Genomic DNA, 25,940 nt, shown 5'->3' with positions numbered 1-25,940 from the left:
GTGATTGTCCTTGTCTAGTCGTTGTGGAGAAACGGAACTGATACGCCACCGAGCCCGGGGCGCGCGTGCGGCAGAGGTCAACGACTCTCGTGTCGACGAGAGGATCGATCCAAAGCTTCACTGCGGGAGCGATACTCGTCATCGTCGATCTCGCCGCGGGCGTAGCGCTCATCCAACAGATGCTGCGCATTCGTACCACGGAGTTCGCTGCGGGTACTGCGCCTGGGACGAAACAAAGCAAGTAGGGCCGCAATGACCAACCCCCAAAATGCGATCATCGCCAGCGCCATCAGAATCCAGCTGACCCAACCCATTCCATAACCCGAATTCTCGCTCCACCACATCATGTCCGTTCACTCTCCTCACCTTCGACAGTGCTCGCCGAACCCTCTGGGATCGGTGTGCTTTCTATGAAGATTCGCTGAAGAGGTGACCGCATACCGTGTATCGCGTGCGCAGCGGCGACTGAGCAGTCCACGATGGTGGCATGGACAGTACGTCAACACGGTCAACCGACGGGTACGCAGGTTTTCGGGCACTGGTCGTCGACGACGAACGCCCACTGGCCTCGATCATCTCGAGTTACCTCGAACGAGAGTCATTCGAGGTGAGTGTGGCCTACAACGGTTTCGACGCTCTCGCCCTGGCACGTGAGGTCGATCCTGATGTGGTGGTCCTCGATCTCGGGTTGCCCGGTATCGACGGCATCGAGGTATGCCGGGAACTTCGTACATTTTCGGATGCATACGTGGTGATGCTGACTGCTCGCAGTGAGGAAGTGGACACCATCGTCGGGCTTTCTGTCGGTGCCGATGATTACATGAGCAAGCCGTTCAGCCCCCGAGAGTTGGTAGCGAGGATCCGCGCGATGATGCGCAGACCCCGCAGCGGAGTCGCGCACGGTACAACTGCGAGAGCGGTAACCCGAGACGAGGAGAGTCCGCCAATGACGTTCGGGGTGCTCAGGATCGACGTTGCCGGGCGAGAGGTCTCGGTCGCCGAGAAACCGGTTCTGCTGACTCGGACGGAATTCGACGTGTTGGCGGCATTGGCCGCTCGGCCGGGGATGGCGTTCAGCCGTCGGCAACTGATCGAAGCAGTGTGGGGTCCTGCGTGGACGGGGAACGAACATCTTGTCGATGTTCATATCGGTCATCTGCGCCGCAAACTCGGCGATGATCCCGCCGCGCCTTTGTATGTCAATACCGTGCGCGGCATCGGGTACCGAATGGGTTCCGGAAAATGACTACCCTGGAAGAACTTTCGTCTCATCAGGGGCGTACCCGCCGAGGACTCGGTGTCGGCGTGCGTTTGTTGATGGCCCAAACGCTGGTCTTGGTGGCAGGAGCGGCCACCTCATGGGTCGTTGCAGTCACTGTCGGTCCGAGTTTGTTCCGCGAGCATCTGCGCCGCGCGGGCGTGCCTCCGATGTCTGAGGAGCAAATGCATGCCGAGCAGGCATATCGCTCGGCAACTGCGGTCTCGTTGTCCGTGGCGATCGGCGCAGCTGCGTTGTGCGCGCTGGCTGTGACCTGGTATCTCAGTCGTCGGCTGCAGCGGTCGGTGACTGCGGTGTCAACTGCCGCCACGGCAGTCTCGGCGGGAAACTACGCGGCCAGAGTCCCGCCGCCGCAGCTCGGTGACGACTTCGACGCACTTGCGACGGCCTTCAACGAAATGGCGGTCCGTCTCGAGTCTGCCGAGTCGATGCGTCGACGGTTGCTGGCAGATCTCGCGCACGAGATCCGGACGCCGGTAGCTGTTCTCGAAGCATTCATGGAAGCGCTCGAAGACGGAGTGGAAGCTCTCGATGATCACACCATTGCGATGCTCAGAGATCAGACCCGACGTCTGGCACGGTTTTCCGGCGACGTCTCGGCGCTGTCCGATGCCGAGACGAATCGAGCTGCAATCGAACCGACATGGACCAGACCTGAGGTACTGGTGAGCTCAGCGGTAGCGGCGCACGAAGAACGATACGACACGAAAGCAGTCATTCTGAGCGTGGACGTCCCCGGAAATCTGCCGTCGGTGTGGCTGGACCCGGAGCGCATAGGGCAAGTGTTGAGCAATCTGCTCGACAACGCACTGCGCCACAGTCGATCACAGAGCACAGTGAAGGTGCGGGGACGGGTGAAAGGGGATCGGTTCATCCTCACACTCACCGACGAAGGCGATGGAGTCGCCGCCGAGCACCTCCCCTATCTGTTCGAGCGTTTCTATCGCGCCGACGCAGCACGCGATCGTGCTCACGGAGGGGCAGGGATCGGACTGTCCATCGCGAAAGCACTCGTCGAAGCACACGGTGGACAGATCACCGCCGCGAGTGACGGAGCCGGGCAAGGCACCACCTTCGTTATCGCGTTGCCAGTACATCGTCCGAAAGGGCGGCACATCGACTGCCGGGGAACTGTCGATGCGTGACATTCGACGCGACATTCGAGGTAATGGAAACGCTCCGGGAACACCCACTCACCCCGCCGCTACCGGCACACCTGGTCAAGAACTCGTGAGGTGAACCGATCAATGACGATTCAAGAGACCAGAGCGCAGAGGTGACCCGGCCCGGGGACTTACACTTCGATCGCTGTGACGTAGGCACTCGCGCACACCGAACCCGAGACCAGGAACCAACTACTCAGGCTCTCCCCTGAACTGTGATACCGCACGGTCACGTCGTTTCCCGCGGTGATGGGAGAGCGATATTCGAGAATCGCTCGGTAGGGGAGTGGATTTCGGGGTCCGGCCCAATCTCTGATCAGGTCTTCGACAGGCTGCCAATACGTGGCGTTGTTGACGTGGTTGAACGGATCGATATCGCTCGATCGTAAGACGAATGTCGTTTCCTCCCCATCGCCCGGATGAGCGGTGTGCCAGGGTTTCCACTTCAATCGGTGATCGTTGGCGGTCGAACCGAGTCCGGCCATGAAACTCTCTTCGATCCTGGAAGGCATCCCGTTGACCGGATTGAGATTTATCCAGAATCCTTCGGTCTCGATCAAGCCGCCGCCGTCGGATTCGATGCGGACACGCATCGTGCACCACCTGCTCGACAACCCCGAGCACCATCTGCGCATGCGCACACGAGCCGGCCAGCTGACCGGACGAATGACATCGATGACTGTGCGGCGCACGACCCACACCGGGTGGGCAGCCGCTGCGCCGCTCGCATCGAGATCGTCGAAACCGATGTCCTGCAGATAACGTGCAACGCCATCGAGTCGCACCGTCCCGGAGACGTCGATATCTCCCGTCCGTACCGGCCGAGAGGTTTCGAACACCGCGCCATTGGTCGGCAAATCCACCAGGCGGTGGTTGCGCATCGCGTCAGCTTCCATTTTGCAGATCCCTTAGATGTGATTGTTCGCTTCGATACTTTGCACACCCTTGCTGCAACGTAGTGCGATCCCTACGCCCAGTCCCGCATCAGCCGCCGGGTCTGCCGCAGTCGTACCCAGTAGTCCGTGCCCGGTCTCCGAACATGGTGAACAAGGAGCCTATCCAGTCTCGCAAACTACTACACTGTCCGCGCGATTGCCGGTTGACGTTCGATGTCCTTTCCAGGTCCTTCTTGAGTGTGCCCAAGATCGTTGCGGCACCATGGAATTCCCATATTCCTCGGCTCGGCCTCGAAGCGCCTCGTCTCGCCGCAGTGCCCACCCGCGCGTTCGCGCTCGACCTCTACCTACTATCCAGGTTCGTAGTTCAGCTACTATCGACCTTAGTAGTTCGGTGGGCATCCGCGCCAACCGAGAGATTGGGGCGACGGTGAGCAAAAAATCAACCAAAACCCGCGCGAAACAGCGGTCTACGACGCAGAGTCGAGCCCGACGCGCCACGTCACCGAAGCGGAACCCCACTTCACGACCGCACGACGAAGTCGGCACAACACCCCGTGCTAGGCCCAGTCCGGCCGGTAGTGCCGTGGAAGAACTGGCCGCAGCGGCCGCAGCGGCGTATCTGAGTAAAGCAGCGCCGACGCCAGCCTCGGCCTTGGCTCAAGCACCGCCGGCGCCGGCCATCGCCGAAAAGGCGATGCCCACCAAGCCATCGGGCACTGAACGCGTTGCCCGGCCATTGGGTGACGACGAGTCGACCGCTGCAACGGAACTCGCTGCGCCCGGCGGTGGGTGCGCTGAAGCGTTCACGCAGATAGAACCACAGGGGCTCGCAGCAACGTACTGGGGAGAATCGCCCGAGGTTACTTCCGATCTGTCGATTCTGTTCCGAGGAGCCCGCAACAGCCCGGGCAGCGAACCGGAACGTTTCGAGAGGGTCACCCACGTCAACGGTGTTCCAGCGGGGGAACGCTTCGCGGTGACTGCGAGAATCCGCGGAATCGCCACTGGTAGTTGGACTGTCAGTGCCGAGCGCATCGAAACTCCGGACGACACCACCGGGCAGTTCGACATCGCAGCTCCGCAGACCGCCACGGCCTGGACTACCGCAGCGCCATTGGTGCACGGGCCCGGCGTGCGACTCTGGACGTGGCCGCTGTTGGTCGGTTTGGGTGCAGTGTTCGCCATCGTCATGCAGGCACTGCTCTTGACCCGTATGAGCGAGAACGCCACTGCGGCAGTTCTCATTTCGATCCTCGGCTGCCTTCTCGGCTACGTGGGTGCGAAGCTCTGGTACTTGGCACTTCACCGCCAGAGCCTTCGAAAATTCGTCTCTGCCGGCGCATGCATACAAGGATTTTTGGTGGTGTCGCTCGCGGTATTGGTGCTCGGCGGAGCAGCCTTCGGTCTGGGCGTCGGTGTGTTACTGGACATGACAACGCCCGGGTTGTTTCTCGGGATTGCGATCGGGCGCCCGGGATGCTTTTTGACAGGATGCTGTTCGGGTCGACCTACCAGGTCGAGATGGGGAATGTGGGCTTCGGACCGGACTCTCGCGGTGCGCCGAATCCCCGTGCAACTGATCGAAGCGTTCGCAGGCTTGATCATCGGCCTCGCGACACTGATTTTCGTCCTCTACGGCACCGAAACGCCCTATGACGGAGCAGTATTCGTTGTCGCCGCGGCTATCTACACGTGGGTCCGTCAAGGGTTGTTCCCCTATCGTGCGGACCCTCATACACGGCGCGGGCGGCTTCTGACCAGCGCGGCATGCGGAATTGTCATCGTCGCGACGATTCTGCTGGGCGTGGTGTGATCGTGACCCAGAGTAGTAGCCTTTTGCGCTTTTCTGCCGATGCCACGTGCGCAGAAGGTGAGTCTCACGAAAATTGGGATGGCCACGAATCAAGTTTCGCGCGGGATCTGGCCAATTCGATTGGCGCCGCGTTCGGTGCATGAGGCCGGTTCAGTTCGAGGAGGGGGTGAACCGGCCTTGAGCACTGGCCCCCTGCGGGCCGGACTCCTTGTTCGTCCACGACCCGGTTTCGCACTGTTTCAAGCACCTGCTGCGCATGAAGCCATCGCCATCGCACCCAGTAGCGCCAGAAGAGGCGCCGCAGGTAGGACGATCGCCGTTCCGCAGGCAGCAAGGGTGCGGAGGTAGCGAATGGGCGCCGGGTGGTGGGTGCGGTGGGAGGACAGACGATCAAGTCGCAACGCCAGGCAATCCTGCGCTATTCCCAGAGCCGCCACGGGCACCTCGTGAGGTGTCATACTGCAGAGTGCGCGGTGCACGGATTCGCGCCCATGCTGACGAACGGCTCGGGAGTCGGCTTCGATTTCCACCAACGCACGGACCAATGGGGGCGAAGATCGCATGATCGGAAGCCACGGAAACGCGTAGGCGAGCGTTTGAGCTGCGCTGACGAGCAGATGGTGCCGCCCCGTGATGTGTGCTCGTTCATGTGCGAGTACTGCAGCAAGAGCCTCGGTGTCGAGTTGATCTCTCAATCCGTCGCTCGCAACTACAAGCGCGGGGCGCCCAGCGATACTGTAGGCGAAGGGCACAGAAACCGGGAGCCAGAGCAGTGACGAGGACCGTGCACCCCCCAGAATGCGCAGCAACCCGAGGTGCTGCTGGTGTAGCTCGCGGCGAGTGCGGGAGAAGCTGAACAGATGGACGGTGCCTCGCACCGCCCCGATGACCAGGGCTGACCCACCGAGTACACCCACCGCCGTCTCGAGCCTGGCCGGCGCGTCGTCGTGAAGGGCGAGCCAACAGCTGTGGGCGAATTCGATCAGCGACGAGACACCACCGTGACTGGGTAAAAGGCTCAAGATCACCGGGACACTGATACTCACTACAGTTCCGAGTGCCAGAGCGCCCCACAAGACGAGGACGACATGCGGATCAACGCCGCGACGCATCATCGATCCGAGGAACAGCGGGGAGAGTGCGGCAACGAGAAGGCCACCGACCGCCCACGCGAGGACGGCTGTCACTTCTTGCCTCGTTCACGCAATCCACGCGCCAGGATCTTCGATTCGACGTCGGATGTCCCGCGAACAAAATGCAACAGGACCCCGGTCGGGTCTCCGGTGGATTCGAGAAGTGCGCGCAACCCGTCAGCTGCCGCTTCCTCGCGGCTTCGCGTGGCTTCGTACCAGTACGCGCGCCCGTTTCGCTGACGATGCACCCAACCTTTGCGATGAAGATTGTCCATGACGGTCATCACCGTCGTGTACGCCGGTTCACGGTCGTCATCGAGGCCGTCGATGACGTCGCGCACACGGACCGGTTCGGTGGAGCGCCACAGCACATCCATCACCAGCGCCTCGAGCTCTCCCAGACCTTGCATTTTTCCTCCTCGTAGAGCTGCATTCGTCACCGCACCGTGCGAGTGCCCAACCTGCAACCTCCGTCGCTTTCGTACGGGGCCCAACCAGCGCTGTCGGTGATTCGTCGGTCACAGTGATGTGGGACCGCTCGATGAGGGTGTCGTGTCGACTCTGCACGCTGGAGGTTGCCGAGACGGCGAACCGAAGCCCTGTAGAAATACTATCTGTTCTGCTTCCCGTCGCCGCCCCGATACGGCGGCGGTGTCTGGCGACCTCCTCCCGTGACGATCTGCCGAACCCCTGTCAGCTCTGACAGTGTCAAAAGGTTTATCCAGCACTTTCGCGTCGACTACGGGAGAACGTCTCGCGCGGAGCTTCTGTTTGCGATTCAGCATCGTTTGCCGGCAGGGCGACAGGTCTTACAGCGCGCTGCCTTCCGACCATCGGTCCCACGGCACACTCCAGTCGCCGTTCTGCCACAATTCGAGAGGGGCGCCGCCGGTATTGCGTATCTCCACGACATCTCCGGGAAGCGAAAAATCATAGAACCATTGAGCATTGGCGCGACTGAGGTTCAAGCAGCCGTGTGAAACATTGGTATTGCCTTGCGCCCAGACTGTGTCTTCGAGTTCGTGAAGGTAAATTCCGTCGGTGCTTATTCGGGTGGCGTAGTTGATTTTTTCCTTGTACCCCAGCCGGGAATTGACGGGAAGTCCGTAGGTCGACGAGTCCATGATCACGGGGTTGGCCTGATCGAGGACGGTGTAAATGCCTGGTTGGGTCCAGAAGGAGATCGTTTGGCCGTTGACGAGCTCGGTTCCTCCCATGCCCATCGATGTCGGCATAGTGCGCACAGTTTTGCCGTTGCTCGTGACCGTCACTTGCTTGGTCGTATCGTCGGCGACGGCGATATGCGAGTCGCCGATGGTGAATGCAGTCGTGGCGTCTTCCTGTCCGAACAGTCCGCCACCGAGCGGGACGCCGAAGACCGCAGCCCGGACCGTGACCTCGGTGCCGGGGGGATAGTACGCACGAGGTCGCCAGTGAACATTCTGGTCATCCACCCAGTACCACGAGCCTTCGAGCGGCACCGACGTTTGCACAGTCAGGCTTTTCTCCGCCGCTGCACGATCGAGGATCGGCTCGTCGAAATGCGTGACAATAACGATCCCTACCCCGAAAGTGCCACCATCTGTGAGGAGGTTACCCCCGGCCGTCACGAAGGATGGTTTGGTCAGGTTCCGCGGCTTGACTGTGGAGAAGGTGCTGGACTGATCGAGACGTGAGCCATCGTTTTGGGTGGCTGACGCTGTCATCGTGTAGGTCTTCCCGTAGTCCAAGGACGCGCCGGGTTTCCACACCTGCCGGTCAGGGGTGAAGATGCCATCGACCACAGCCCCGCCCACTTCGGTGAGCACTACCGAGTCGAGCCTCCCGCCAACAGATTCCACCGTGACCGGATCAAGGGGGTTGACGGTATCTGTCCCCCCGGAAGGAGTCATCACCAGCGCGGAGACAGGAGAGTCGTTCTCGGCGGGCGCACCCGTGTCACTCGGTGCGGACTGCGGTGCTGTGGAGGTGCATCCTGTCAGCGTTGCGACCATAAGGACAAGGACGACTAACCCTGTATGCCGTGTTGAGGCCATAATTGTTCCTTCACGTCAGTGGGTGGGGAGCGCCGACGAAGACAGTGATTCGCAAGGGACGCAAGTAATCAGATGGAAGATCAGAGCGGACAACGAGAAGAGAGGCTTCGACGGACAGGCCTAGCCACTCGCCAGTTTCCGGATCAGTTCTGTTGCAAAAGTGCTTGCATCGCGGTGATCTCGGACTGCTGTGCGGCGATGATATCGGTAGCCAATTGCTTGGCGTCGGCGTTGTCGCCATCGGATAGTTCCGATTGGGCCGTCGCGATCGCGCCGGAGTGATGTTCGATCATCATCTTCAGCCACGCGGTGTCGAAGTCCCCATCGCGCAGTCCCTCCAATTGAGCGATCTGCTGCTGGGACATCATTCCTGAATCAACCCCGCCGTGGTCCATTTCATCCATGGAGTCCACAGGGGAGGTGGCGTCGGACGTAGGTTGACCCCATTGTTCGATGAGCGCTGCAATCTGATCCATTTCGGGCCCGCGAGCGGTTTGGATCGAAGCGGCGAGTTCGAGTATTCGAGGATTGGTGGTGCGACTGTCAACCATCTTTGCAATCTCGACGGCCTGTGCGTGATGTGGATACATCATCGCGACGAACTGCATATCCGCGCTGTTGGCGCCGTTGGGCTGCGAGGCCGCGGAGGAGTTGGACATGTTTCCGCTGTCGTTGCTCGACATTTGGCTCATGTCATGGCCGCCGCAGCCGGCGATCAGCATCAGACCGGCGGCAGACCCCGCTGAGACTGCGATACGTGTGGAAACAGCACGTGTAAGCATCATATTTTTCTCCTGGAATGTGTTGTTGTGCAAAAAATTCTTCTGGGGAGGGGCCGTCGACTCGGATGGTCAGTAGTTCCGCTATGAGCGTCTGTCGTATCCGCAGCGCCGACAGTTGGTTGTGTAGGGGCAAGGTGTCGTGCACGATGCACGTCTGCGGCAACAGGGGAACGTGCAACCCTCCACTCACGCGTGCCGGTATGATCCTTGTCTTCGCGCTCGATGACGACTGTCGCGGTGATCAGCGTGGTGTCGTGCGCGCCGGGCAGGACCAGCGAGGTGACGGTGGAACCTGCAATCAGAAGGTTGCGGTGATCAAGACAAGCGACAGCAGGGGATGAGTGGTTGAACAGACTGCAGGCCAGAGCCACCGCTACCGGTTCGTCACCCTGCGTATGCCGTAGGAATTTCGAAGGCCTGGGCGCGGCCAGTGCGCGGGTGCGACAGAACTGGCAGGGGTGAATGAACGAGTAAGGGGAGATCATCGCAGCTTCCGTTCCTATTGCACGGTGACAGTTCACTGGACGTGAATATCTCGTCAGTTCTCCCCCATCAGTTCACTTCGGGGTAGACGAAGGTGCGGGTGATGAGATGTTTTGCATCGCTTAGTGTTTCGGAAACTATTCGTCCAGTTTGGTCGAGGTCGAGCAGTACGTTCATACCCGCAGCCGGATAGCCCAATGCCAGACGGAGTTGCCGTCCGGCGCTGGGTAAGCGCACCGCGATGGGCGCAGTCCCGTCCGCATACGGCTCCTGGGCGAGGAAGAACTCGCTGGACAGACTTAGTTGCTGAGGTTCGGGTCCGACGTTTGCGGCATCACTGGTCACCGATTCGTAAAAGGTCAGATTCTTCTGAGTGCGGGTGATATCTACGGCTCGAGCGAGATCGGTGTCCCCGGACTGAACAGGCCATGGAATTAACATGCTGACCGTCCCGCCCAGCCACCCTGTCGCCGCGGCCTCGAGCGTGAGCATGCTTTCACCCAGTGGCCAATCGGCTTGCGCCACGAAGCATCCGGATCCGCACCCGCGCAAGGGAAGGGAAGTGTTCTGCCCGCTCGCCCGCAGTGCGCCGATCAAGGTGTATTCCTGGTCCGGTTCCTGAGCGTAGTAGTCGACGCGGCGCGGAGTCGACAGTCGAACCACCAGCTGCCCTTCGCTGGCGGCGACGCTCACCCCAATCTGTCCAGCCAATGTTCCCAGCGGCAGAACCGGACCGATGGCTGCAGGTGGTCCCGGCTGGGCGGGTGAATTGGCAGGCGCCGTCGAGACTAATGCAGCACTGATGGCGAGCACGGAGATCAGGAGGATGCTCTCGATACGAATCTGATTGCGCAGTTTGCCCACTTGTTCAGTTCTGCGCATCGTCCGCCGTGCAGATATCGCCACACCCGAGGCGGCGATGACGAAGAGTAGTTTGACCGTCAGAAGTTGCCCGTACGGGGTGGAAAACATTGCGGCAACGGGGATCAGCAACAATGCCGAGATCGTACCGGTGGTCACGACGACGATGAAGGTCCACAGCGCAAGTCGTGTGTAACCGGCCACGACCCACCGAACCGGGGCATGCTGACCCCGCCACGCGAATGCAGTGCGAACCGTGTGGAGCAAAGCGCCGACCCAGATTGCCGCTGCCGCGAGATGAACGGCGGTGAGAAACGCGCCCCATCCGGGAGCGACGACGTTTGCGTGCGAGCGCAGCCCTTCGGCGGCAATGACCAGCAGAAGGGCTGCGCTCGCAAGTCTGGGGCTCCCCGCGGCTTTCAGCGCCAAGGCCAACATGAGCCCACACGTCTCTACGAGCAAGATGATGCCCGCACGTTCTTGCCATAGCGCAGCAACGCTGGACGAAGCGGCGAGCGAAACCATAAGGCCTGCAACACCTACCAAAGCAATACAAGCGCCGGCCGGAAACCAGGTGCGCAACTTCTTCAACGAAGGGTTCTCGGCGTGCGGTACAGACGACAATCTCTCCGCGACAAGTGTCCCGAGCGCGAGGGCGAACCCGACGAACAGCAGCCACCGGAGCACGGTTTCCGTCCACGAGGTCGAGGCGCTGTCGTCGCCACCGCCACCGCCGCTGTCGGTCAAAGCGAGGCCGACGGCAAACCGAAAGTCTTCCTCGACGAGGTCACCATCTGCGCCGATCACTTGCCACCGGACGGTGTAGGTGCCCGGCGACGGAGCATCCGAGAGCCGGGAAGTGATTGCACGGCCACCTTTGGACGACTCTGCTGCCTCCATCGGGCTCTCACGGCCTGCGCCGTCCAGGACTTTGATCGCATCGGTCCCGGCGGTGACTTGTTCGTTGAAGATCAGGGTGATGGCTTGCGGAGGCTCGGAAACGGCAGTCTCCGAGCCAGGTTCGGTAAAGAGCAGCGTGGGGTGAGCGTTGGCGATGCCGGCGCCCAGAACCACAAGGACTCCCGCAACGAGCACAAGTGTGATGCTCTGGAACATTCGAACGAACAACGACATGTTCAGGTCAGTTCAAGGCATACAGAGACTGAGAAGTCGCCGCGTACGCGCTGTCGTAACTCGCCGCAGTCAACGCTTCGACTGCTCCGACATTAGCGCGCTTCTCCCAGCCTTTTCCCTCCCTGCTCCGCCAGGCGAATCCATCTTGATCGACCCCCCACAGTGCATCCGAGGAGCCCGCGATCAGCACCATGGACGGCGCTCCAGCGAACTTTGTGAAGGTGCGCCCGTCGTCGCTGCTGTACTGCAGCCCTGACGAGGTGACAGCCCATGTCCCACTCTCGGTGAGAGCGAGGGACGCCACACCCAGGGCACCGCCGGATTCCCACGACTTTCCCTGATCCTTCGACACCGTGACACCTCTGGCCCCGTCGAAGCCGACGAGTGTCGTGCCATCTGTAACCAGAGAATGAAAGTCGACCTGTCCCGCGAGCGAGCTATCCGTCCAGGTTCGGCCGCCGTCGTTGCTGGTGCGTAGGCCAAGTGGGTTGGCTGCGGTACTGGACGGTCCCGGGTGCCCTGAGGAAAAGAGCGTGTCACTGCCCGCCACGCCCGCCAACCCCATCAAATCGTCGTCGGAATCACCCACTCGCACTGTGTCGCCCGAATCTCCGATCGCGAACAGTCCGCGATGCGTACCCGCCAAGATGGTGCCATCGGCGTTGATATGCAACCCGTGCAGATGGTCAAGTTCGGGTGTGAGCTCCACCCCTGGTATGGGCGGGACGATGGACTGGCCGGCCTTGTCGTCGTTTCCCTGCGTCGAACAAGCCGCAAGAGAAACGGCGATGAGAGCGGCGCCGACGAGCCCCACGATTGGGGACGTTCGCGCACGACGACTATTGGGCATCTGGGTGTCTCGTCCTGTATTCGAAGGGATGGCAACATTTCCGGGCGACTGGTACCTTATCTACTAAGATGCATAGTAGATGAGGGTGTTGGCTGGCTGCGAATTCACCCCCTGCAATGGTCTAGTGCAAGGGAAATGCTCGCCGTCGAAGCCCCTGATCTGATACGGCAGGGAGGTGCAATTGGTCTGGTCCCACGCACGGGTCGACGGGATGACGGCGCATCGCGTCATTGGTGGCGCAACCGGCGGTGGGCAGGAAGTTTGAACACAGGGCGGGTGCAGCGGTACTGCCTAGCCCTGGTGGCAGGAATGATTGAGAGTTCTTCTCGTGTGGTCACTTACCCGGAGATCTTGCAGTTGGCGAAGCGCCCATACAGACGGGATGCTGCTCAACGTGCCTTCGTGTGTGCCACTGCTGCACTACACCGTAGCCAGGGCAGGTCCAATCGATTGTCGCCCACCATGGAGACGACGTGATTTCGCGTCTGGCCCACTACGGGCGACGAGACCAGGGGAATCTCGTGGGCACAACTAATCCGGTTGGTCCAGGCCGTCGTGACTATGCGACCCACGGATACATCAGCGCAAAGGACTTGTACCTCAAACGCCTCAAGCGTATTGAGGGTCAGTCGCGAGGGCTGCAGCGAATGGTTGAAGAAGAAAGGTGCTGCATTGACATCCTTACCCAAATATCGGCGATGAAAAAAGCGCTGCATGCAGTAGCTATGGAATTGCTCGAAGACCATCTCAGTCATTGTGTCGTCGATGCCGCCGCAAGAGGGGGCGCCGAATCCGACGCCAAGATCAGGGAGGCCGCCGAGGCGATCAGACGGCTCGTGAATTCGTGAGGACCCTCCCATCTGATGTCCGAAACGATCTACTAGTCGGTGGGGCGGAATTTCGATGCCGTTTTATCGAAAGTCATTTACTTAGAATGTAGTTACGATCGAATCATGTTTTTTGAATGCGGGAGCGGGCGGCACATAGGGAAGCACTCCGCATGTTCCGTATTCCGGAGCGATTTCTGCTCGCCACAACCGGGATCCGAGGTCCTCGACGGGAATCGAGTTCATGATGAGCGCGTGCGGTGGCAGTCCCCACCGGGTGGGGATCGCCGAAGCATCATGGTGGCGCACCCGGGCTTATCGTGGGCCTGGGGTATCTGACGGTGATGGGCTCGTCGTGGTGGTGCTCGGTGTCGAGGATCCGTCACTTATGTACAGGGTGATGGTGGAGCCCGGAAGTGCCGCTCCCGACGGAGCTGTCGCGGTTGCTGTCCCTCTCGCGCTCGGACTTGACGTGAGGGAGACCGTCACTTTGAACCCGGCGTTCTGCAACAGAGATGTTGCGGCGGACTCGGTCATCCCGACCACGTCGGGTACCTGATCCCCGGCCGAACCGCGAACATATTTCTGGTCCAGCGGGGGTAGCGTGATGGGTCCGAAGTTGCTCGCGATCGGTCCCATCGCGTTGTACCACGTTCGGGCAGGTTCATTGCCGCCGTACAAATCGTCATTGGTGAACTCGTTTCGCTTGTGCACTGGCACCGACACTGAATTACTATCATGCATAGTAATTCATGTTCTCGTTCTTTCACCCCGCCGAACCCGGTACATGCCTCTGAAGAGTGCCGAAGCGGCGAGAGAAAGCACGATCGCAGACAACGCGAGTTCCGGAATCGAACCCACACGTGTTGCCAACGTGAGATCGGAGCGAACGGCGATCTCGTCGGTCAATGCTTGTGCTGTGAAGATCTCGCTCTGTTGACGCACCACACCCGTTGGCGTGATGATTGCGCTGACACCGCTGGTTGCTGCGATCAGCACACTGCGGCCGTGTTCGACTGCCCGCACCCGCGACATGGCCAGCTGCTGAAAGGTCATCTCGGTCCGGCCGAAGGTCGCGTTGTTGGTGGGAACCGCGATGACGGTGGCTCCTGCCTTGACGGACTCGGTCACCAGATCGTCGAAGGCCACCTCGTAACACGTGGCAACAGCTACCTGAATTCCGTTGAGGTCGACGACGCCGTTCCCGTTCCCGGCAACGAAATTGCCCGCAGAATCGGCGTACGACGACACTGCACGAATGATCGATCGGAGCGGCAGGTACTCCCCGAAGGGCACAAGCTGCCGCTTGATGTGTTGCTGCCCAGGGCCGTCCGTCGGATCCCAGACCATGGCACTGTTGATCGATGTTCCTGGCTCGCCCTGCAGGACCGTACCGACCAGGATCGGGGCGCCGATAGAACGGGCTGCTCGGTCCAGTCGATCCGCCGCATCCCGATTCGTCAAAGGATCTATATCCGAAGCGTTTTCGGGCCAGATGACAAGTCGTGGCCGGGCTGCTCGGCCCGCTGTGACCTCAGCTGCGAGTTGTTCGGTGCGGGCAACATGATTGTCGAGCACAGCTCGGCGTTGGGCGTTGAAATCGAGGCCGAGTCGCGGCACGTTGCCCTGAACGACGGTCGCAGTGACGACCTCGTCAGGGGCGGCACCGGGAGAACCGGTCACCAATGCACTCACAAAGATGAGGACGATGCAAGCGCCACCTTTCGCCAATGCTTGCCATCGAACATTCAAGGGCCCAGCCAGTGACCAGGCGATGAGTGTTCCGATCAGTGCAGTCACGAAGGAAAGACCTGGCGCCCCCGCGATCGAAGCCAACGGCAGCAGCGGGCCGTCTGCCTGCCCGAAGGCCAAACGCCCCCACGGGAAACCGCCGAACGGAACTCGGCTACGAAGTGCTTCTGCGGTGACCCATGCACCCGCAATCCACACCGGGGAAAGCGGAGCGTGGCCGACGGCCACCGCCAGTACGCCGAACACTCCGAACGCGAGCGCTTCAATCGCCGCCAACGCCAACCAAGGCGTTGCACCCACGTACGCTCCGACCCATGGCAGCAAGGGAACGAAGAATCCCAGTCCCGCGGCATAGCCGAATCCGAAACCCGCACGGAGACTGCGCCCCTGGAGAACGACGGTCAGCAGGGCGATGGCTACAGGGGCGAGAAACCACAGCGTGCGCGGCGGAAAGCTGAGAAACAGCAGCCACCCAGCGCCCACCGAAAGAGCGAGACGCAAAGCGATCCCACCGTGGTGCCGTTTGGGGCGACCACTCTTCAGGCATGCATCTAATTCACTGTCGGCAGTGATCGCACGGTCGACCGAAAGGACCCTCACAGGCCCGCTCTCGTAGAAGGAGAACTGCGCTGGTCAGTCAACAATTTCTCACAGAGATCGTCGAATTCGCCGCCCCAGCCGGCATGATCGGTCCGCGCGAGTCCACCGAGTTCGAGATCAGCCTGCTCCGGTCCCGTCCCCGGGCGTAGGCGGATCCACACTCGCCGCCTCCTGATCACGAGCGAGATCAGAAGTCCGAGCATCATCGTGATCGCAAAGACGAGAACCCACTGTTGCGCAGGGTCGTACGACACCTGCAGATTGGCGAATTCCTTGGCGCCGTCGAACCGAACCTGTGTTCCATCGGTGAGAGTCCGCGTCTCTCCAGGGCGGAGGTTCACACGATCTTGTTTGACCAGCCTTCCTTGGTTGATCATTTCCTTGTTCAACGAGAAGATCGATTGCGGGATGCCGGTGTCCAGACCCGTATCGCCCTTGTAGATGTCGATCGCGACCGCAGGGTCACGCGCATCGGGAAACGACGAAGTCAGAAGCGTCCCGCTGAAGGAAGCGGTCGGCGCGAAGAGTCCCTCGATGGCGATCTGATTCTTCCGGCGCTCGTCCGGATTCGGAAACGATCCACCTGGCGGATCGAACCGCAACGCCCCACTGCTCAGGAACGTGACCGCATCGTCCGGTTGAAACTGCATCGTCTCGGTACGGGACTGTCCGTCGGGAAAAGTGACGGTGAACTGCGGCGCGTACCCATGGCCGGTCAGATAAACACGGGCACCGTCGGTACGCAGCGGTTCGTTGACCCGAAGACGATAGTCTTTCCAGGTATTGGTCGCGATATCCTGCCCGCTCTGATACGAAATGTTGGAGGTGAACATTTCGGCCTGACCAGTATCGAGATAATCTGCGGAAAAGTCGTTGACCTTGATGCAAAAGGGCGCGAGACCCGTGCCGTCAGTAGCACTTCCCGCGCGGAACGAGTCGTACACGGCAGGTGACGTATTACAGAAACCGGGGCCGCCGTCGGCAATGACGATCACCGAACCCTCGTACCCCACCAACTTGCCGATCGCGACGGTGACGAGCAACCCGATCAGCGAGAAGTGGAACACCAGATTCCCGGCCTCACGCAGATACCCCTTTTCCGCGGAAACCGATACCTCGGAATCCTTTTCGGACCTGACGGCTACCCGCCAGCCCTTGAGCGACTGCCGCACTCTGGTGAGGGCCTCGTCATGCGAGATGTCAACTACGCCGTGGAAATGGTGCGGCAACCTGGACAGATTCCGAGGTGCTCGTACAGGTTGGCTCCGAAGCGCGCCGAGATGCGCCTGCAGGCGTGGAACAAGACAGCCGATGAGAGAGAGAAACAGCAGGACGTAGATCGCAGTGAACCAGAAGCTGGAAAAGACGTCGAACAACTCCAGCTTGTCGAATAGCGGGCCGAGGGTTGGCTGCGCCGCGATGTACTGGGAAACTTTCTGTACGTTGAGATTTCGCTGAGGCAACATAGCACCGGGAAGTGCTGCGAGTGCCAAGAGGAACAGGAGCACGAGCGCGGTGCTCATCGACGTCAACCGGCGCCAATTGTGGCGCAGTAGTCGAACGCTTTCTCGGATAATCAGTCTCGGTAGGCGGCGGATGCGACCTCCCGCGGTGGCGTTATCTGTCATATCGGCAGCACGACCGAACTGACGAATTCGTTGCGTAACCAGCCGACGAACATGCCCCACACGCCGGTGACCAGTGCGAGCCCGACAGCGACGAGCATTATTCCGCCGACGATCTGAATCGTCCGTGAATGGCGTTTGAGCCACCCGACGCCGCGGAGAGCTTTCGCCGACCCGAACGCAAGCACGATGAACGGCAGTCCCAATCCCAGACAGTAGGCGACAATCAGTATCACGCCCCGCGCTGCTGTCGTGCCTTCAGTTCCGGCCGCCACCGAAATAACTCCGGCGAGGGTGGGGCCGAGACATGGTGTCCAACCCAACGCGAACACGCCCCCCAACAAGGGCGCGCCGGCAAGGGAGGAGATACGCCGCGGGGCGAACCGTGTGTCTTTCTGCAAGGCAGGAATCAAGCCGATGAAGGTCAACCCCATCACGATGGTGATCACACCACCCACCCGTTGGAGCAGGTCTTCGTTGATGCGCAGGGTTCCGATCACCCCGAACACCGACGCGGTGGCGAGAACGAACACCACGGTGAATCCGGCAACGAACATCGTTGCCGCGCCGGTAACCCGCCATCTGCCTGCAGGTTCCGAGGTCTCGTCGCCACGGGTCACCGCTGGAGAATCAGCTCCGGAAATGCCGGCCAGATACGACAGATATCCGGGAACGAGCGGCACCACACACGGCGATGCGAACGACACCAGACCGGCCAGAATGCACGCTGCTACGGCGAGCAGTAACGGGCCGCTCGCGGCGGCGGTCTGGAAGCTGGAGCCGACACCTTGGGCGAGTTCGTTCACCGCTCGGCCGCCACGCGCTCGATGACCGGTTGCAGATCCTCGGTGAGAAGTGCGCGAAGAAACACAGCGGCGACGCGCTGTCTGCGATCCAACACCAAGGTGGAGGGAATCACGCTTGTCGGATAGTTTCCGCCGAGCGCTGTCAAAGTTCTCATCGACGGGTCGTAGATCGAGGGGTAGCTGACGTTGTTGTCGACGACGAAGTCCTGGGCCTTGTCTCGTTGAGGATCTCGAACGTTGATCCCGAGAAACTGAACACCGAGACTTTCGGTTGCTTCGTACGCGCGCTCGAGATCGTCGGCCTCGGACCGGCACGGGGCGCACCATTGCCCCCACAGATTGATCACGACGACCTGACCGGCGTAATCAGTGAGTGAAATATCGCTACCGTCGGCCATGAGGTCAGGTCCGGCCAATACACCGATCATGTTTCGCGATTCGGGCGGGTCGTACAAAATATCGGTTTGTCCTCCCGGTGACACGAAATCGAAATTCGCACCCGAAGCGACTGCATCGGTGCCGGTTGCACATCCACTCGCGGCGACGACGATCGCAGTGAGAATAGCGACCAGTGGGAGGATGCGGGTCGGTTTTCCGAGTACGCGTTGTCTCGATTTGCGAGGGAGTGCGGGGGCATTCATTTCATCAACTCACTTACAGCGGAGCGTATTTGGTCAGTGTTTTCGAAAACCATGGGGGTTGTAATCTGTTCGACGGACCCGTCTTGTTGGACGAGAAAGCTCAGCGGCAGAACTGGCGGCGCCGATAGCGCAATTCCGATGTCGTCGACCGCAGCGAACGAGGGATAGTGCACGCCTGCAGCGGTGAGAAGCGCTAGTGCTGTGGACATGTCGTCCTGGACGTTGATCCCGACTACTCGGATGGAGCCCGGAGTACCTGCATAGTCATTCAGGACCGGGATTTCCGATCGGCACGGCCCGCACCACGAGGCCCAGAGGTTGATCAGGGTCGGCTCCCCGGACAGCGCTGCACCGAGGTCGACCACAGTATTCTCGCCAAGACACGTCGCTTTGATTCCCAGGAGTTCTCCTCCAGCGGGCGGTACTGCCGGGGCCGCAGGACAGGGAACCGCTGCTGCCGCGGACTTCGAGGAAAACCCCGAGTCGACGCGATCTTCATCTGCCTGGGCGGCCGGAGGCACTTGAGGCCGGGTCGAGGAATGGGTCTCGGTTGACGTTGATCGAGGCCAGATCGCCACGACGAGAAGACCGATCACAACCAGGAAGAGCAGGAACCACCGAGACTGTGCCTGCATGCACTTCCTCCAAGCGTGGTGCGGTGAACCGGGACAACACTGAACTACTATTGTGCATAGTAGACATATGGTTCGTTCTGTCGCCCCCGCCAACCAGAGGCGGGATCCGAACCCGAGAATCGAGCATCGTGAAACGCCAGTCCGCTCCGAAGGGCCGTATCAATCCACCAGTCAGCCCAGAAATTGCGGCACTGGGTGCCCATCAAGCACCGCAGACGCGCGTGGCGCGGATCAACCGTGTAGCACGGTCAAAGCTCGTGCGTCTGGTGATGTACTACACCGCGGTTCGACTCGCCCTGATCGCCGGCCTCGCAGTGATCATCATGGGAATCAACGCCATACTCGAACTCGAAATCCCCGGTGTGTTAGCACTGTTCGGGGCGGTGCTGCTCGGATTCGCCATCTCTGCGATCGCGTTCCGGTCATTGCGCCGCCGGATCAATGAAGAAGTGATGGTCGTAGATGAAAAACGGCGTGCAATGCGCACCCGGTGAAGGGTTCCCTCCGGTTAGGTGCGCGTGAAAGCTCCAGTAACGAAAATGCCCAGCATCGGTGCCACAACCTGTCTTTTTTGGACGTATGACCGCTCAAAGCTGCCTTCCTGGGTGATGCCGAGGGCGCGCGATCATGCATTGATTGGCATTGGGATGAAGATGTCAGGTGACGGGATCAGGTGCGGAGTCGGCGGTATCCGTGGTGGTCTCGAGTTTCGGAATCGGTACAAGCTGCGGGATCAGGCGGACGAGACTCGAGCAGGCGCAGTACGGAGGACCGTTGAGTCAGCTCGCCCTTGTGAGGAACCCCGGGGCTGCTGCTGGAGACGACCCTGTTGGGACCACCGGTGGGTGGCCGATACTTTCACTCATCGCCCTCTACATCAGCTGTGGGCGCAGCCATACCGAACGCACCCCTCAGTGCAGCAACGGTAGGAGCGCCACCGACCTCGCCCGTGGAATCTCGATAGAGCCTGCATGACACGTTGGGGACCTGGTCCGGTTCGGCAAACGGATCGCGGCCGTCGACGAGCAACGTCGGCGATCCGGTCATGCCCGCAAGCCTTGCGGATCGAGGATCGTCGACGATTACGTGGCGCAGTTCCCAATCGATGGACTCCTCCGCGAGAACGTGCTCGATCCGTTGTTCGAGGAGCTGCACGTTCGGGCAGTCCGGGACTTGCAAAATTTCAAGGTGCATCATGGTGTTCCTCCGTCGGCGTGTGGTTTCGAGTATGCGGCAGTGCAGGACAGCTCGCGGTAAACGAAACCCAGGACTGGTAGGTCTGCATTTTCTCGGCAAGATCGTCAGGTATCGGCATCGGTGTCATAAGACCGGCACGAGTTCGTTCGGTGTTGCCCTCCGGATAGCGGCCCAGTGCGGATCCCGGGGCGGCGACGACGATGATGCGAAGAACCTGCCCGACGGCTTCGCGGCAGTCACGCTGATGTAAGGCCAGGGGAGCATGGCGAGGTGGTTTGTGTGGCCATGGACAGGGCTGGGAGAGGACATGTGTGCGTTCGAGGTGATGCCAACGCTGGGTGTCATCGCTGGTGCGGCCGGCTGCGGTCCTCTTTGCGGGCCGAAACGCGACGGCGCTGTGTCGGTCGTGCAAGCGATGCGCTTCGTGTAGACACTGCGCAATTGTGCGAGCATTCGGTTCATCGGATGCAGAGCCGGCGGCAGGTGCTGCAGGTCTTCGCCCATCAGAGCAACATCGGCGGTCTCGATGGCCACGTCGGAACCCATCGCGCCCATGGCAATGCCCAAGTCGGCGGTGGCCAGGGCGGGGGCGTCGTTGACACCGTCCCCGACCATTGCCGTCGGGCGGTTCGCACGCAAGGTTTCCACGATCCGTGCCTTGTCCTCCGGGCGCAGGTCGGCGTGCACGTCGTCGATCCCGACGTCGGCGGCCAGCGCCTGGGCGGTGCGTTCGTTGTCGCCGGTGAGCATCGCGACGGTGTACCCGCCGCGTCGTAGCCCGGCGATCACCTCATGTGCTTCCGGTCGGAGCTCGTCTCGTACGGCGACTGCCCCGATGACGGTTCCGGCGCGCTCGATCCACGCCACGAGTTCCCGAGACCTCTCACCGATGGCGTGGCCGCCGCACCCGGACTGAGTCGTCTCGACGGATGCGCCGACGTGTGCGTCGGCTACCCAGAAAGCGGTACCTCGCCTGGGCACTCGACGACCCGGACGGCCCACCCCCTCGGGTGGGCGCCCGAGAGGAGCGAACGGCCTACCCGAGCGTATACCCCCAGGGGTACTTGCATACCCCCCTGGGTATATGCAACAGTGGGTAGACGCTCGTCAGAAAGGACTGTCTATGTGTTACCCCGTCCCGTGCCCGATATGCGACAAGATCGCGTGGGCAGGTTGCGATCGACATGTCGACGACGTCACGAAGGATGTTTCACGGCCTCGGCAGTGCACCTGCTCTGCTGAGACCGTTGGTCCTATCGATCGGCGCCAGCGCCTCGCGATCGCTGTTTCGCCGCCAATCCCGGTCGCGAGTGCAAGGGCCTAACCTTCCAATTGGGTCAGGTTTACCGAGGTCTAGCTCGCTCATTTGAATACCCCAGCCCGTATTTTAGGAGAAGTTATGTCTGTGCCCGACACCGTGACGGCCACCGGTCGTGACGATCGTGATCGCGTATCTACACCCGGCATACTCGGACGCCTGGGAAGCGCGATGGTCGCACGCCGCCGATGGGTGTTCGGTGTCTGGCTGATCGCGCTTGTCGCGCTCGGATCTGCAGCGCCGTCGGTTTTTTCGTCACTGGCGGGTGCTGGGTGGCAAGCCAACGGATCCGAATCGGTCCAGGTCCGTGAACTCGCGCAACAGCATTTCGGCGGGAACTCCTCGGCCGCGGTTCAGGTGGTGGTCCATTCGGACACCGCGTCGATCGACGATCCCACCGTGCAGCAGAGACTCATCGACGTCACAGCTGTGTTCGACGGTGACACCCGGTTCGGTGCCGTCATCGCCCCACAGCCTGGTATGACCATCAGCCCCGACGGCCACACCGGCATCCTCATCGCCGGCGCCAACGCAAACGCGGACGACATGGTCAAAGCCGTCGACGATGTCAAAGACGAGCTGACCGCACTCTCCGGCGACGGTATCGAGGTCTATCCCACCGGATCCTCCGCGTTGTGGTCCGACTTCAACAAAGCCAACCACGATGCGATGATTCAGGCTGAACTATTCTCTTGGCCAGTCACTTTGGCGATCATGGTGCTCGCATTCGGCTCCCTCGTCGCTGCCGGGCTGCCGCTGTTGCTCACAGTGGCCGGACTCGTCGCCTCCGCCGGCGGTTTGGTGCTGCTCAACGAGGTCACACCGATCTCGGTATGGGCGATGAATTTCGCGATGATGTTCGCCCTCGCTCTCGGCATCGACTACGCCTTGTTCATCGTCGCCCGCTTCCGCGACGCCCTCCGTACGGCCGATCCACGAGCAGCCGTTGCCGAAACCATGGACACCGCAGGCAAAGCGGTGCTCCTGTCCGGACTTACCGTCCTGGTCAGCCTCTCGGCAGTGCTGCTCGTTCCCGCACCGGCCGTGCGCACCATGGCCGTAGGCATCATGCTGGCCGTCACGTTCGTTCTGATCGCCACCATGACACTTCTTCCGGCCACGCTGGGCGCACTCGGCCCCAAGGTCAACGCAGCATCCCTGCCTTACGCGAAACGCCAACAGCACCGATCCCCGAAGTTCGCTGCGTGGGGCGAATTGCTTCACAAGTACCCATGGCCGTTCGCGCTGGTCTCCGTCGGCATCCTCGTCGCCCTGGCCTTACCTGTCCTGGGACTGAAGGTGGCAATGCCGTCCATCGCTGTCGTTCCCGACGATGCGCCCGTTCGGCAAGGTTACGAGTTGGTTCAGGCCCAGTTCGGTGACGGGGCACCCGGCGCGCTGCAGATAGTTGTCCCGTCTTCCGATGCGGCTGCTACCGCCGCGGCAGCGAGCAGCGTCGACGGGATCTCGATGGTCACCCCGCCCACACCATCAACAGACGATTCGAACTACACACTGCTGCAAGCGTTTCCTGCCGTGGACCCTTCCGCAGAGGCCATGGGCACGATCCTCGGTGACCTACGCGCACAACTACCGGAGTCCGCGCTCGTCGGCGGCGCGCCAGCGGAGAACCTCGACCTGCAGCAAGCCCTGAACGACTACCTACCGTTGGTTATCGGGATCATCCTCGCCCTCGGCTTCATCCTGCTGCTCGTCGCTCTGCAGGCACCACTGATCGCGATCCTCGGCACCGCCGTCAGTTTGCTGTCGACCGCCGCAGCGTTCGGGGTTGCGAAGCTGATCTTCCAAGACGGACACGGATCGTCGCTGCTCGGCTTCACCCCTCAAGGTTTCCTCGACGGCTGGGGGCCGGTGTTCTTCTTCGCGATGATCTTTGCCATCGCCATGGACTACACCGTGTTCCTGCTCGCCACCGCGAAAGAACACTACGAGAAGACCGGGGACCCGAAGGCTGCTCAGGTCGACGGCCTCGCGCACTCCGGACGCGTCATCTTCGCCGCTGCGGCGGTCATGGTCGCCGTGTTCTTCACCTTCGCGCTCTCCGATCCGCTCCCACCCAAGGAAATGGGCATCATCCTCGGCGTCGCGGTGTTGCTCGACGCCTTCCTGATCAGGCTGATCCTGCTCCCGGTCCTGCTCCGGCTGAGCGGTCACGCTGCATGGTGGGCACCGGGCTGGCTGCGCAGAATGTTGCCGTCGATCCGCTTCTCGCACTGACCATTACAACACCTCACGGAGGAATCATGACCGATCCGAACATCACGCATTCGAGCACGTCTGCCGGGTGGCCGATCGAACGTATCGTCCCCGCACTGGCCGCCGGCGTCACCGCGACGGGCCTGACCCTCGGCGAACTCCACGCACCACGGTGGAGGCTGCTCAGCGCCTTCGCCGCCGCGAACCTCGCCCTCTACGCCGCGGTCGGCTGGTGCCCGGCAAGTGCGCTTCTCACCAGAGCGGGCGTACCAAGTCTTCGCCACCCCCGAAGCGGATAGGCACACAATTGCCGCAGTTCGACGAACGGAAGGAATTCTCCACCATGACCATCGCACTCTCGACCACCTTGACCGACACCGACTTCGAGACGGCGGTCACCGCCACCAAAGCAGCACTGTCCGAGCAAGGCTTCGGTGTGCTGACCGAAATTGACATGCAGGCCACCCTGAAAGCCAAACTTGGCACAGACATGGAGAAGTATCTGATCCTAGGCGCGTGCAATCCCACGCTTGCACACCGCGCCGTAGGAATCGTGCGTGAGATCGGCCTGCTACTGCCCTGCAACGTCGTCGTCCGTGCCGACACCACCGCCGGATCGGTCATCGTCGAGGCGATGAACCCGGACCTCATGGTCCAAGTGACGGGCGAACCAGCACTGTCAGATGTCGCGGCCGAGGCCACCACCAAACTCCAAGCCGCCCTGGACACGCTCGGCAGTCGGGATGCAGTGCGCAGTTGATGACGTTGACCCTGGCGCTGGCGCTCGGCCTCACCGTCGGAATCCTGCTCGGTCTCCTCGGAGGCGGTGGATCGATCCTCGCTGTCCCGATCCTCGTGTACGCTCTCGGGTTCCCCCTGCCGGAGGCGATACCGACTTCGCTGTTGGTGATCGGTGTCGCCTCCGCGGTCGGGGTCATCTCCAAGGTGCGGGCGCGGCTCATCGAATGGCGACTCGCGGCAATCTTCGCCGCCACCGGAGTCCTCGGCACCCTGGCCGGCACTGCCCTTGGCAAGCATCTACCTGAAACTGCCGTGATGATCGGCTTTGCGATCGTCATGATCCTCGCGGGGGCACGCATGCTGCGCAGCCCCGACAATCCCGGAACCGCCTGCAGGACGAGCAATTCCGGGATCAACTGGCGCCGATGCGCACCTCGGTCCATACCGACCGGATTCGGCGTCGGTGTCCTTACCGGACTGTTCGGCGTCGGCGGGGGCTTCTTGATCATCCCCGCATTGGTTCTGCTGCTGGGAATCGAGATGAGTGTCGCCGTCGGAACCTCTTTGGTGGTCATCGTCGCCAACTCCGCCGCCGGACTCATCGCTCAGGCCGACGGCCTAGGTGGAAACTGGCCCTTGACGGCAGCGTTCGCAGGTTCAGCCATTGCGGGTTCGTTGGTGGCCGGACGATTCGGTACACGCATCGCCACGGACTCACTTCGGCAGTGGTTCGCCTACCTGGTGTTTGTCGTGGCAGGTTACGTCCTCATCGACACTCTCGTTCTCGGATGATCTACCGTGCACCCCGTTGGATGCCCCCGGGGGTAATCTGGCAATTTCTGGCATCATCATGCATCTGAAGGAGACCCCATGATCGGCGACGAAGACAGCATCGCATTGGTCCTCAACCGCCTCCGCCGCGCACACGGCCAACTCTCGGGAGTGATCGGCATGATCGAGAACGGACGCGATTGCAAAGACGTTGTCACCCAGCTCGCCGCTGTTTCCAGGGCCCTCGACAAAGCTGGCTTCAAGATCGTCGCTACCGGTCTCCGAGAGTGCATGACAGGCGAAGCGGCAGACAACAAAGAACCCATGACCGAAGCAGAACTGGAAAAGCTCTTCCTGGCGCTGGCCTGAACGCCCGC

26 protein-coding genes and 1 pseudogene are annotated in these 25,940 nt (G+C 61.3%); 10 read left to right on the top strand and 17 right to left on the bottom strand.

Features of this window, described 5'->3' with window-relative positions:
• Positions 1-77: 77 nt before the first annotated feature.
• Positions 78-347: an SHOCT domain-containing protein gene (locus PCS43_RS28465; RefSeq protein ID WP_030537786.1), complete on the bottom strand. Its 270-nt coding sequence runs from the start codon at positions 345-347 to the stop codon at positions 78-80.
• 140 nt (positions 348-487) lie between these two features.
• Here PCS43_RS28465 and PCS43_RS28460 point away from each other — a divergent pair, with 140 nt between their 5' ends.
• Together PCS43_RS28460 and PCS43_RS28455 are read left to right on the top strand one after the other, a co-directional pair.
• Complete coding sequence (locus PCS43_RS28460; RefSeq protein WP_030537785.1) at positions 488-1,246, top strand: response regulator transcription factor; 759 nt, start codon at positions 488-490, stop codon at positions 1,244-1,246.
• Positions 1,243-2,424: a HAMP domain-containing sensor histidine kinase gene (locus PCS43_RS28455; protein WP_030537784.1), complete on the top strand. Its 1,182-nt coding sequence runs from the start codon at positions 1,243-1,245 to the stop codon at positions 2,422-2,424. The genes PCS43_RS28460 and PCS43_RS28455 overlap by 4 nt, the downstream gene beginning before the upstream one ends.
• Positions 2,425-2,573: 149 nt before the next feature.
• Here PCS43_RS28455 and PCS43_RS28450 read toward each other — a convergent pair whose 3' ends face one another.
• The gene (locus tag PCS43_RS28450) at positions 2,574-3,338 is read right to left on the bottom strand and encodes an acyl-[acyl-carrier-protein] thioesterase (protein WP_030537783.1); all 765 of its coding nucleotides are present in this window, start codon (positions 3,336-3,338) and stop codon (positions 2,574-2,576) included.
• Between the two features lie 586 nt (positions 3,339-3,924).
• Here PCS43_RS28450 and PCS43_RS28445 point away from each other — a divergent pair.
• Positions 3,925-5,154, top strand: a complete 1,230-nt coding sequence (locus PCS43_RS28445) for a prolipoprotein diacylglyceryl transferase family protein (protein ID WP_051720982.1) — start codon at positions 3,925-3,927, stop codon at positions 5,152-5,154.
• Between the two features lie 239 nt (positions 5,155-5,393).
• Here PCS43_RS28445 and PCS43_RS28440 read toward each other — a convergent pair whose 3' ends face one another.
• From PCS43_RS28440 to PCS43_RS28415, 6 genes are all read right to left on the bottom strand, one after another.
• A complete protein-coding gene (locus PCS43_RS28440; protein WP_019747376.1) occupies positions 5,394-6,341 on the bottom strand; it encodes a M56 family metallopeptidase in 948 nt (315 codons plus the stop codon).
• Positions 6,338-6,697, bottom strand: coding sequence for a BlaI/MecI/CopY family transcriptional regulator (locus PCS43_RS28435; protein ID WP_019747377.1), 360 nt, complete (start codon positions 6,695-6,697; stop codon positions 6,338-6,340). Before PCS43_RS28435 ends, PCS43_RS28440 begins: the two co-directional genes overlap by 4 nt.
• Positions 6,698-7,096: 399 nt before the next feature.
• On the bottom strand, positions 7,097-8,281 hold the full coding sequence (locus PCS43_RS28430) for a L,D-transpeptidase (RefSeq protein ID WP_019747378.1): 1,185 nt from the start codon (positions 8,279-8,281) through the stop codon (positions 7,097-7,099).
• Positions 8,282-8,466: 185 nt separating this feature from the next.
• Entirely contained in the window at positions 8,467-9,138 is a 672-nt protein-coding gene (locus tag PCS43_RS28425) for a DUF305 domain-containing protein (protein ID WP_231917494.1), read from the bottom strand.
• Between the two features lie 519 nt (positions 9,139-9,657).
• A complete protein-coding gene (locus PCS43_RS28420) occupies positions 9,658-11,583 on the bottom strand; it encodes a copper resistance CopC/CopD family protein (RefSeq protein WP_030537779.1) in 1,926 nt (641 codons plus the stop codon).
• Between the two features lie 7 nt (positions 11,584-11,590).
• A complete protein-coding gene (locus tag PCS43_RS28415; RefSeq protein WP_030537778.1) occupies positions 11,591-12,433 on the bottom strand; it encodes a F510_1955 family glycosylhydrolase in 843 nt (280 codons plus the stop codon).
• A 521-nt stretch (positions 12,434-12,954) separates the two neighbouring features.
• Here PCS43_RS28415 and PCS43_RS28410 point away from each other — a divergent pair.
• Positions 12,955-13,281, top strand: a complete 327-nt coding sequence (locus tag PCS43_RS28410; RefSeq protein ID WP_051720984.1) for a metal-sensitive transcriptional regulator — start codon at positions 12,955-12,957, stop codon at positions 13,279-13,281.
• Between the two features lie 294 nt (positions 13,282-13,575).
• Here PCS43_RS28410 and PCS43_RS28405 read toward each other — a convergent pair whose 3' ends face one another.
• The 6 genes from PCS43_RS28405 to PCS43_RS28380 all read right to left on the bottom strand — a co-directional run bounded on the left by PCS43_RS28405 (position 13,576) and on the right by PCS43_RS28380 (position 19,319).
• Positions 13,576-13,986, bottom strand: coding sequence for a PASTA domain-containing protein (locus PCS43_RS28405; protein WP_058228112.1), 411 nt, complete (start codon positions 13,984-13,986; stop codon positions 13,576-13,578).
• 24 nt (positions 13,987-14,010) lie between these two features.
• Positions 14,011-15,519 (bottom strand): apolipoprotein N-acyltransferase, encoded by a 1,509-nt coding sequence (lnt, locus tag PCS43_RS28400; RefSeq protein ID WP_442972514.1) that lies wholly within the window; start codon positions 15,517-15,519, stop codon positions 14,011-14,013.
• Between the two features lie 89 nt (positions 15,520-15,608).
• A complete protein-coding gene (gene resB, locus PCS43_RS28395; RefSeq protein WP_058228113.1) occupies positions 15,609-17,240 on the bottom strand; it encodes a cytochrome c biogenesis protein ResB in 1,632 nt (543 codons plus the stop codon).
• Entirely contained in the window at positions 17,237-18,043 is an 807-nt protein-coding gene (locus tag PCS43_RS28390; protein ID WP_003944619.1) for a cytochrome c biogenesis CcdA family protein, read from the bottom strand. The genes resB and PCS43_RS28390 overlap by 4 nt, the downstream gene beginning before the upstream one ends.
• Entirely contained in the window at positions 18,040-18,684 is a 645-nt protein-coding gene (locus PCS43_RS28385; protein WP_003944594.1) for a TlpA disulfide reductase family protein, read from the bottom strand. Before PCS43_RS28385 ends, PCS43_RS28390 begins: the two co-directional genes overlap by 4 nt.
• Positions 18,681-19,319 (bottom strand): TlpA family protein disulfide reductase, encoded by a 639-nt coding sequence (locus PCS43_RS28380; RefSeq protein WP_270923154.1) that lies wholly within the window; start codon positions 19,317-19,319, stop codon positions 18,681-18,683. Before PCS43_RS28380 ends, PCS43_RS28385 begins: the two co-directional genes overlap by 4 nt.
• Positions 19,320-19,447: 128 nt before the next feature.
• Between PCS43_RS28380 and PCS43_RS28375 the strand changes: the two genes are divergently transcribed.
• Positions 19,448-19,813: a DUF4229 domain-containing protein gene (locus PCS43_RS28375; RefSeq protein WP_019747393.1), complete on the top strand. Its 366-nt coding sequence runs from the start codon at positions 19,448-19,450 to the stop codon at positions 19,811-19,813.
• A 364-nt stretch (positions 19,814-20,177) separates the two neighbouring features.
• Here PCS43_RS28375 and PCS43_RS28370 read toward each other — a convergent pair whose 3' ends face one another.
• From PCS43_RS28370 to PCS43_RS28360, 3 genes and pseudogenes are all read right to left on the bottom strand, one after another.
• The gene (locus PCS43_RS28370) at positions 20,178-20,516 is read right to left on the bottom strand and encodes a hypothetical protein (protein ID WP_003944633.1); all 339 of its coding nucleotides are present in this window, start codon (positions 20,514-20,516) and stop codon (positions 20,178-20,180) included.
• Positions 20,503-20,928, bottom strand: coding sequence for a DUF3703 domain-containing protein (locus tag PCS43_RS28365; protein WP_087503898.1), 426 nt, complete (start codon positions 20,926-20,928; stop codon positions 20,503-20,505). Before PCS43_RS28365 ends, PCS43_RS28370 begins: the two co-directional genes overlap by 14 nt.
• Before the next feature lie 56 nt (positions 20,929-20,984).
• Positions 20,985-21,371: pseudogene (locus PCS43_RS28360) on the bottom strand (HAD-IC family P-type ATPase); the annotation flags it as partial.
• 544 nt (positions 21,372-21,915) lie between these two features.
• Here PCS43_RS28360 and PCS43_RS28355 point away from each other — a divergent pair.
• The 5 genes from PCS43_RS28355 to PCS43_RS28335 all read left to right on the top strand — a co-directional run bounded on the left by PCS43_RS28355 (position 21,916) and on the right by PCS43_RS28335 (position 25,932).
• Positions 21,916-24,072 (top strand): MMPL family transporter, encoded by a 2,157-nt coding sequence (locus tag PCS43_RS28355; RefSeq protein WP_030538075.1) that lies wholly within the window; start codon positions 21,916-21,918, stop codon positions 24,070-24,072.
• Positions 24,073-24,098: 26 nt separating this feature from the next.
• Positions 24,099-24,350, top strand: a complete 252-nt coding sequence (locus tag PCS43_RS28350) for a YgaP-like transmembrane domain (protein ID WP_003944652.1) — start codon at positions 24,099-24,101, stop codon at positions 24,348-24,350.
• A 44-nt stretch (positions 24,351-24,394) separates the two neighbouring features.
• Positions 24,395-24,811 (top strand): DUF302 domain-containing protein, encoded by a 417-nt coding sequence (locus PCS43_RS28345; protein ID WP_011133463.1) that lies wholly within the window; start codon positions 24,395-24,397, stop codon positions 24,809-24,811.
• A complete protein-coding gene (locus PCS43_RS28340; RefSeq protein WP_003944622.1) occupies positions 24,811-25,584 on the top strand; it encodes a sulfite exporter TauE/SafE family protein in 774 nt (257 codons plus the stop codon). The genes PCS43_RS28345 and PCS43_RS28340 overlap by 1 nt, the downstream gene beginning before the upstream one ends.
• Before the next feature lie 78 nt (positions 25,585-25,662).
• Positions 25,663-25,932, top strand: coding sequence for a metal-sensitive transcriptional regulator (locus PCS43_RS28335; RefSeq protein ID WP_003944639.1), 270 nt, complete (start codon positions 25,663-25,665; stop codon positions 25,930-25,932).
• Positions 25,933-25,940 lie beyond the last annotated feature (8 nt).

This window comes from Rhodococcus sp. C-2 (assembly GCF_027854095.1).
Lineage (GTDB): Bacteria > Actinomycetota > Actinomycetes > Mycobacteriales > Mycobacteriaceae > Rhodococcus_F > Rhodococcus_F qingshengii.
The sequence above is the reverse complement of the archived record's forward strand: the minus strand, read 5'-3'. Positions and strand labels throughout refer to the sequence as shown.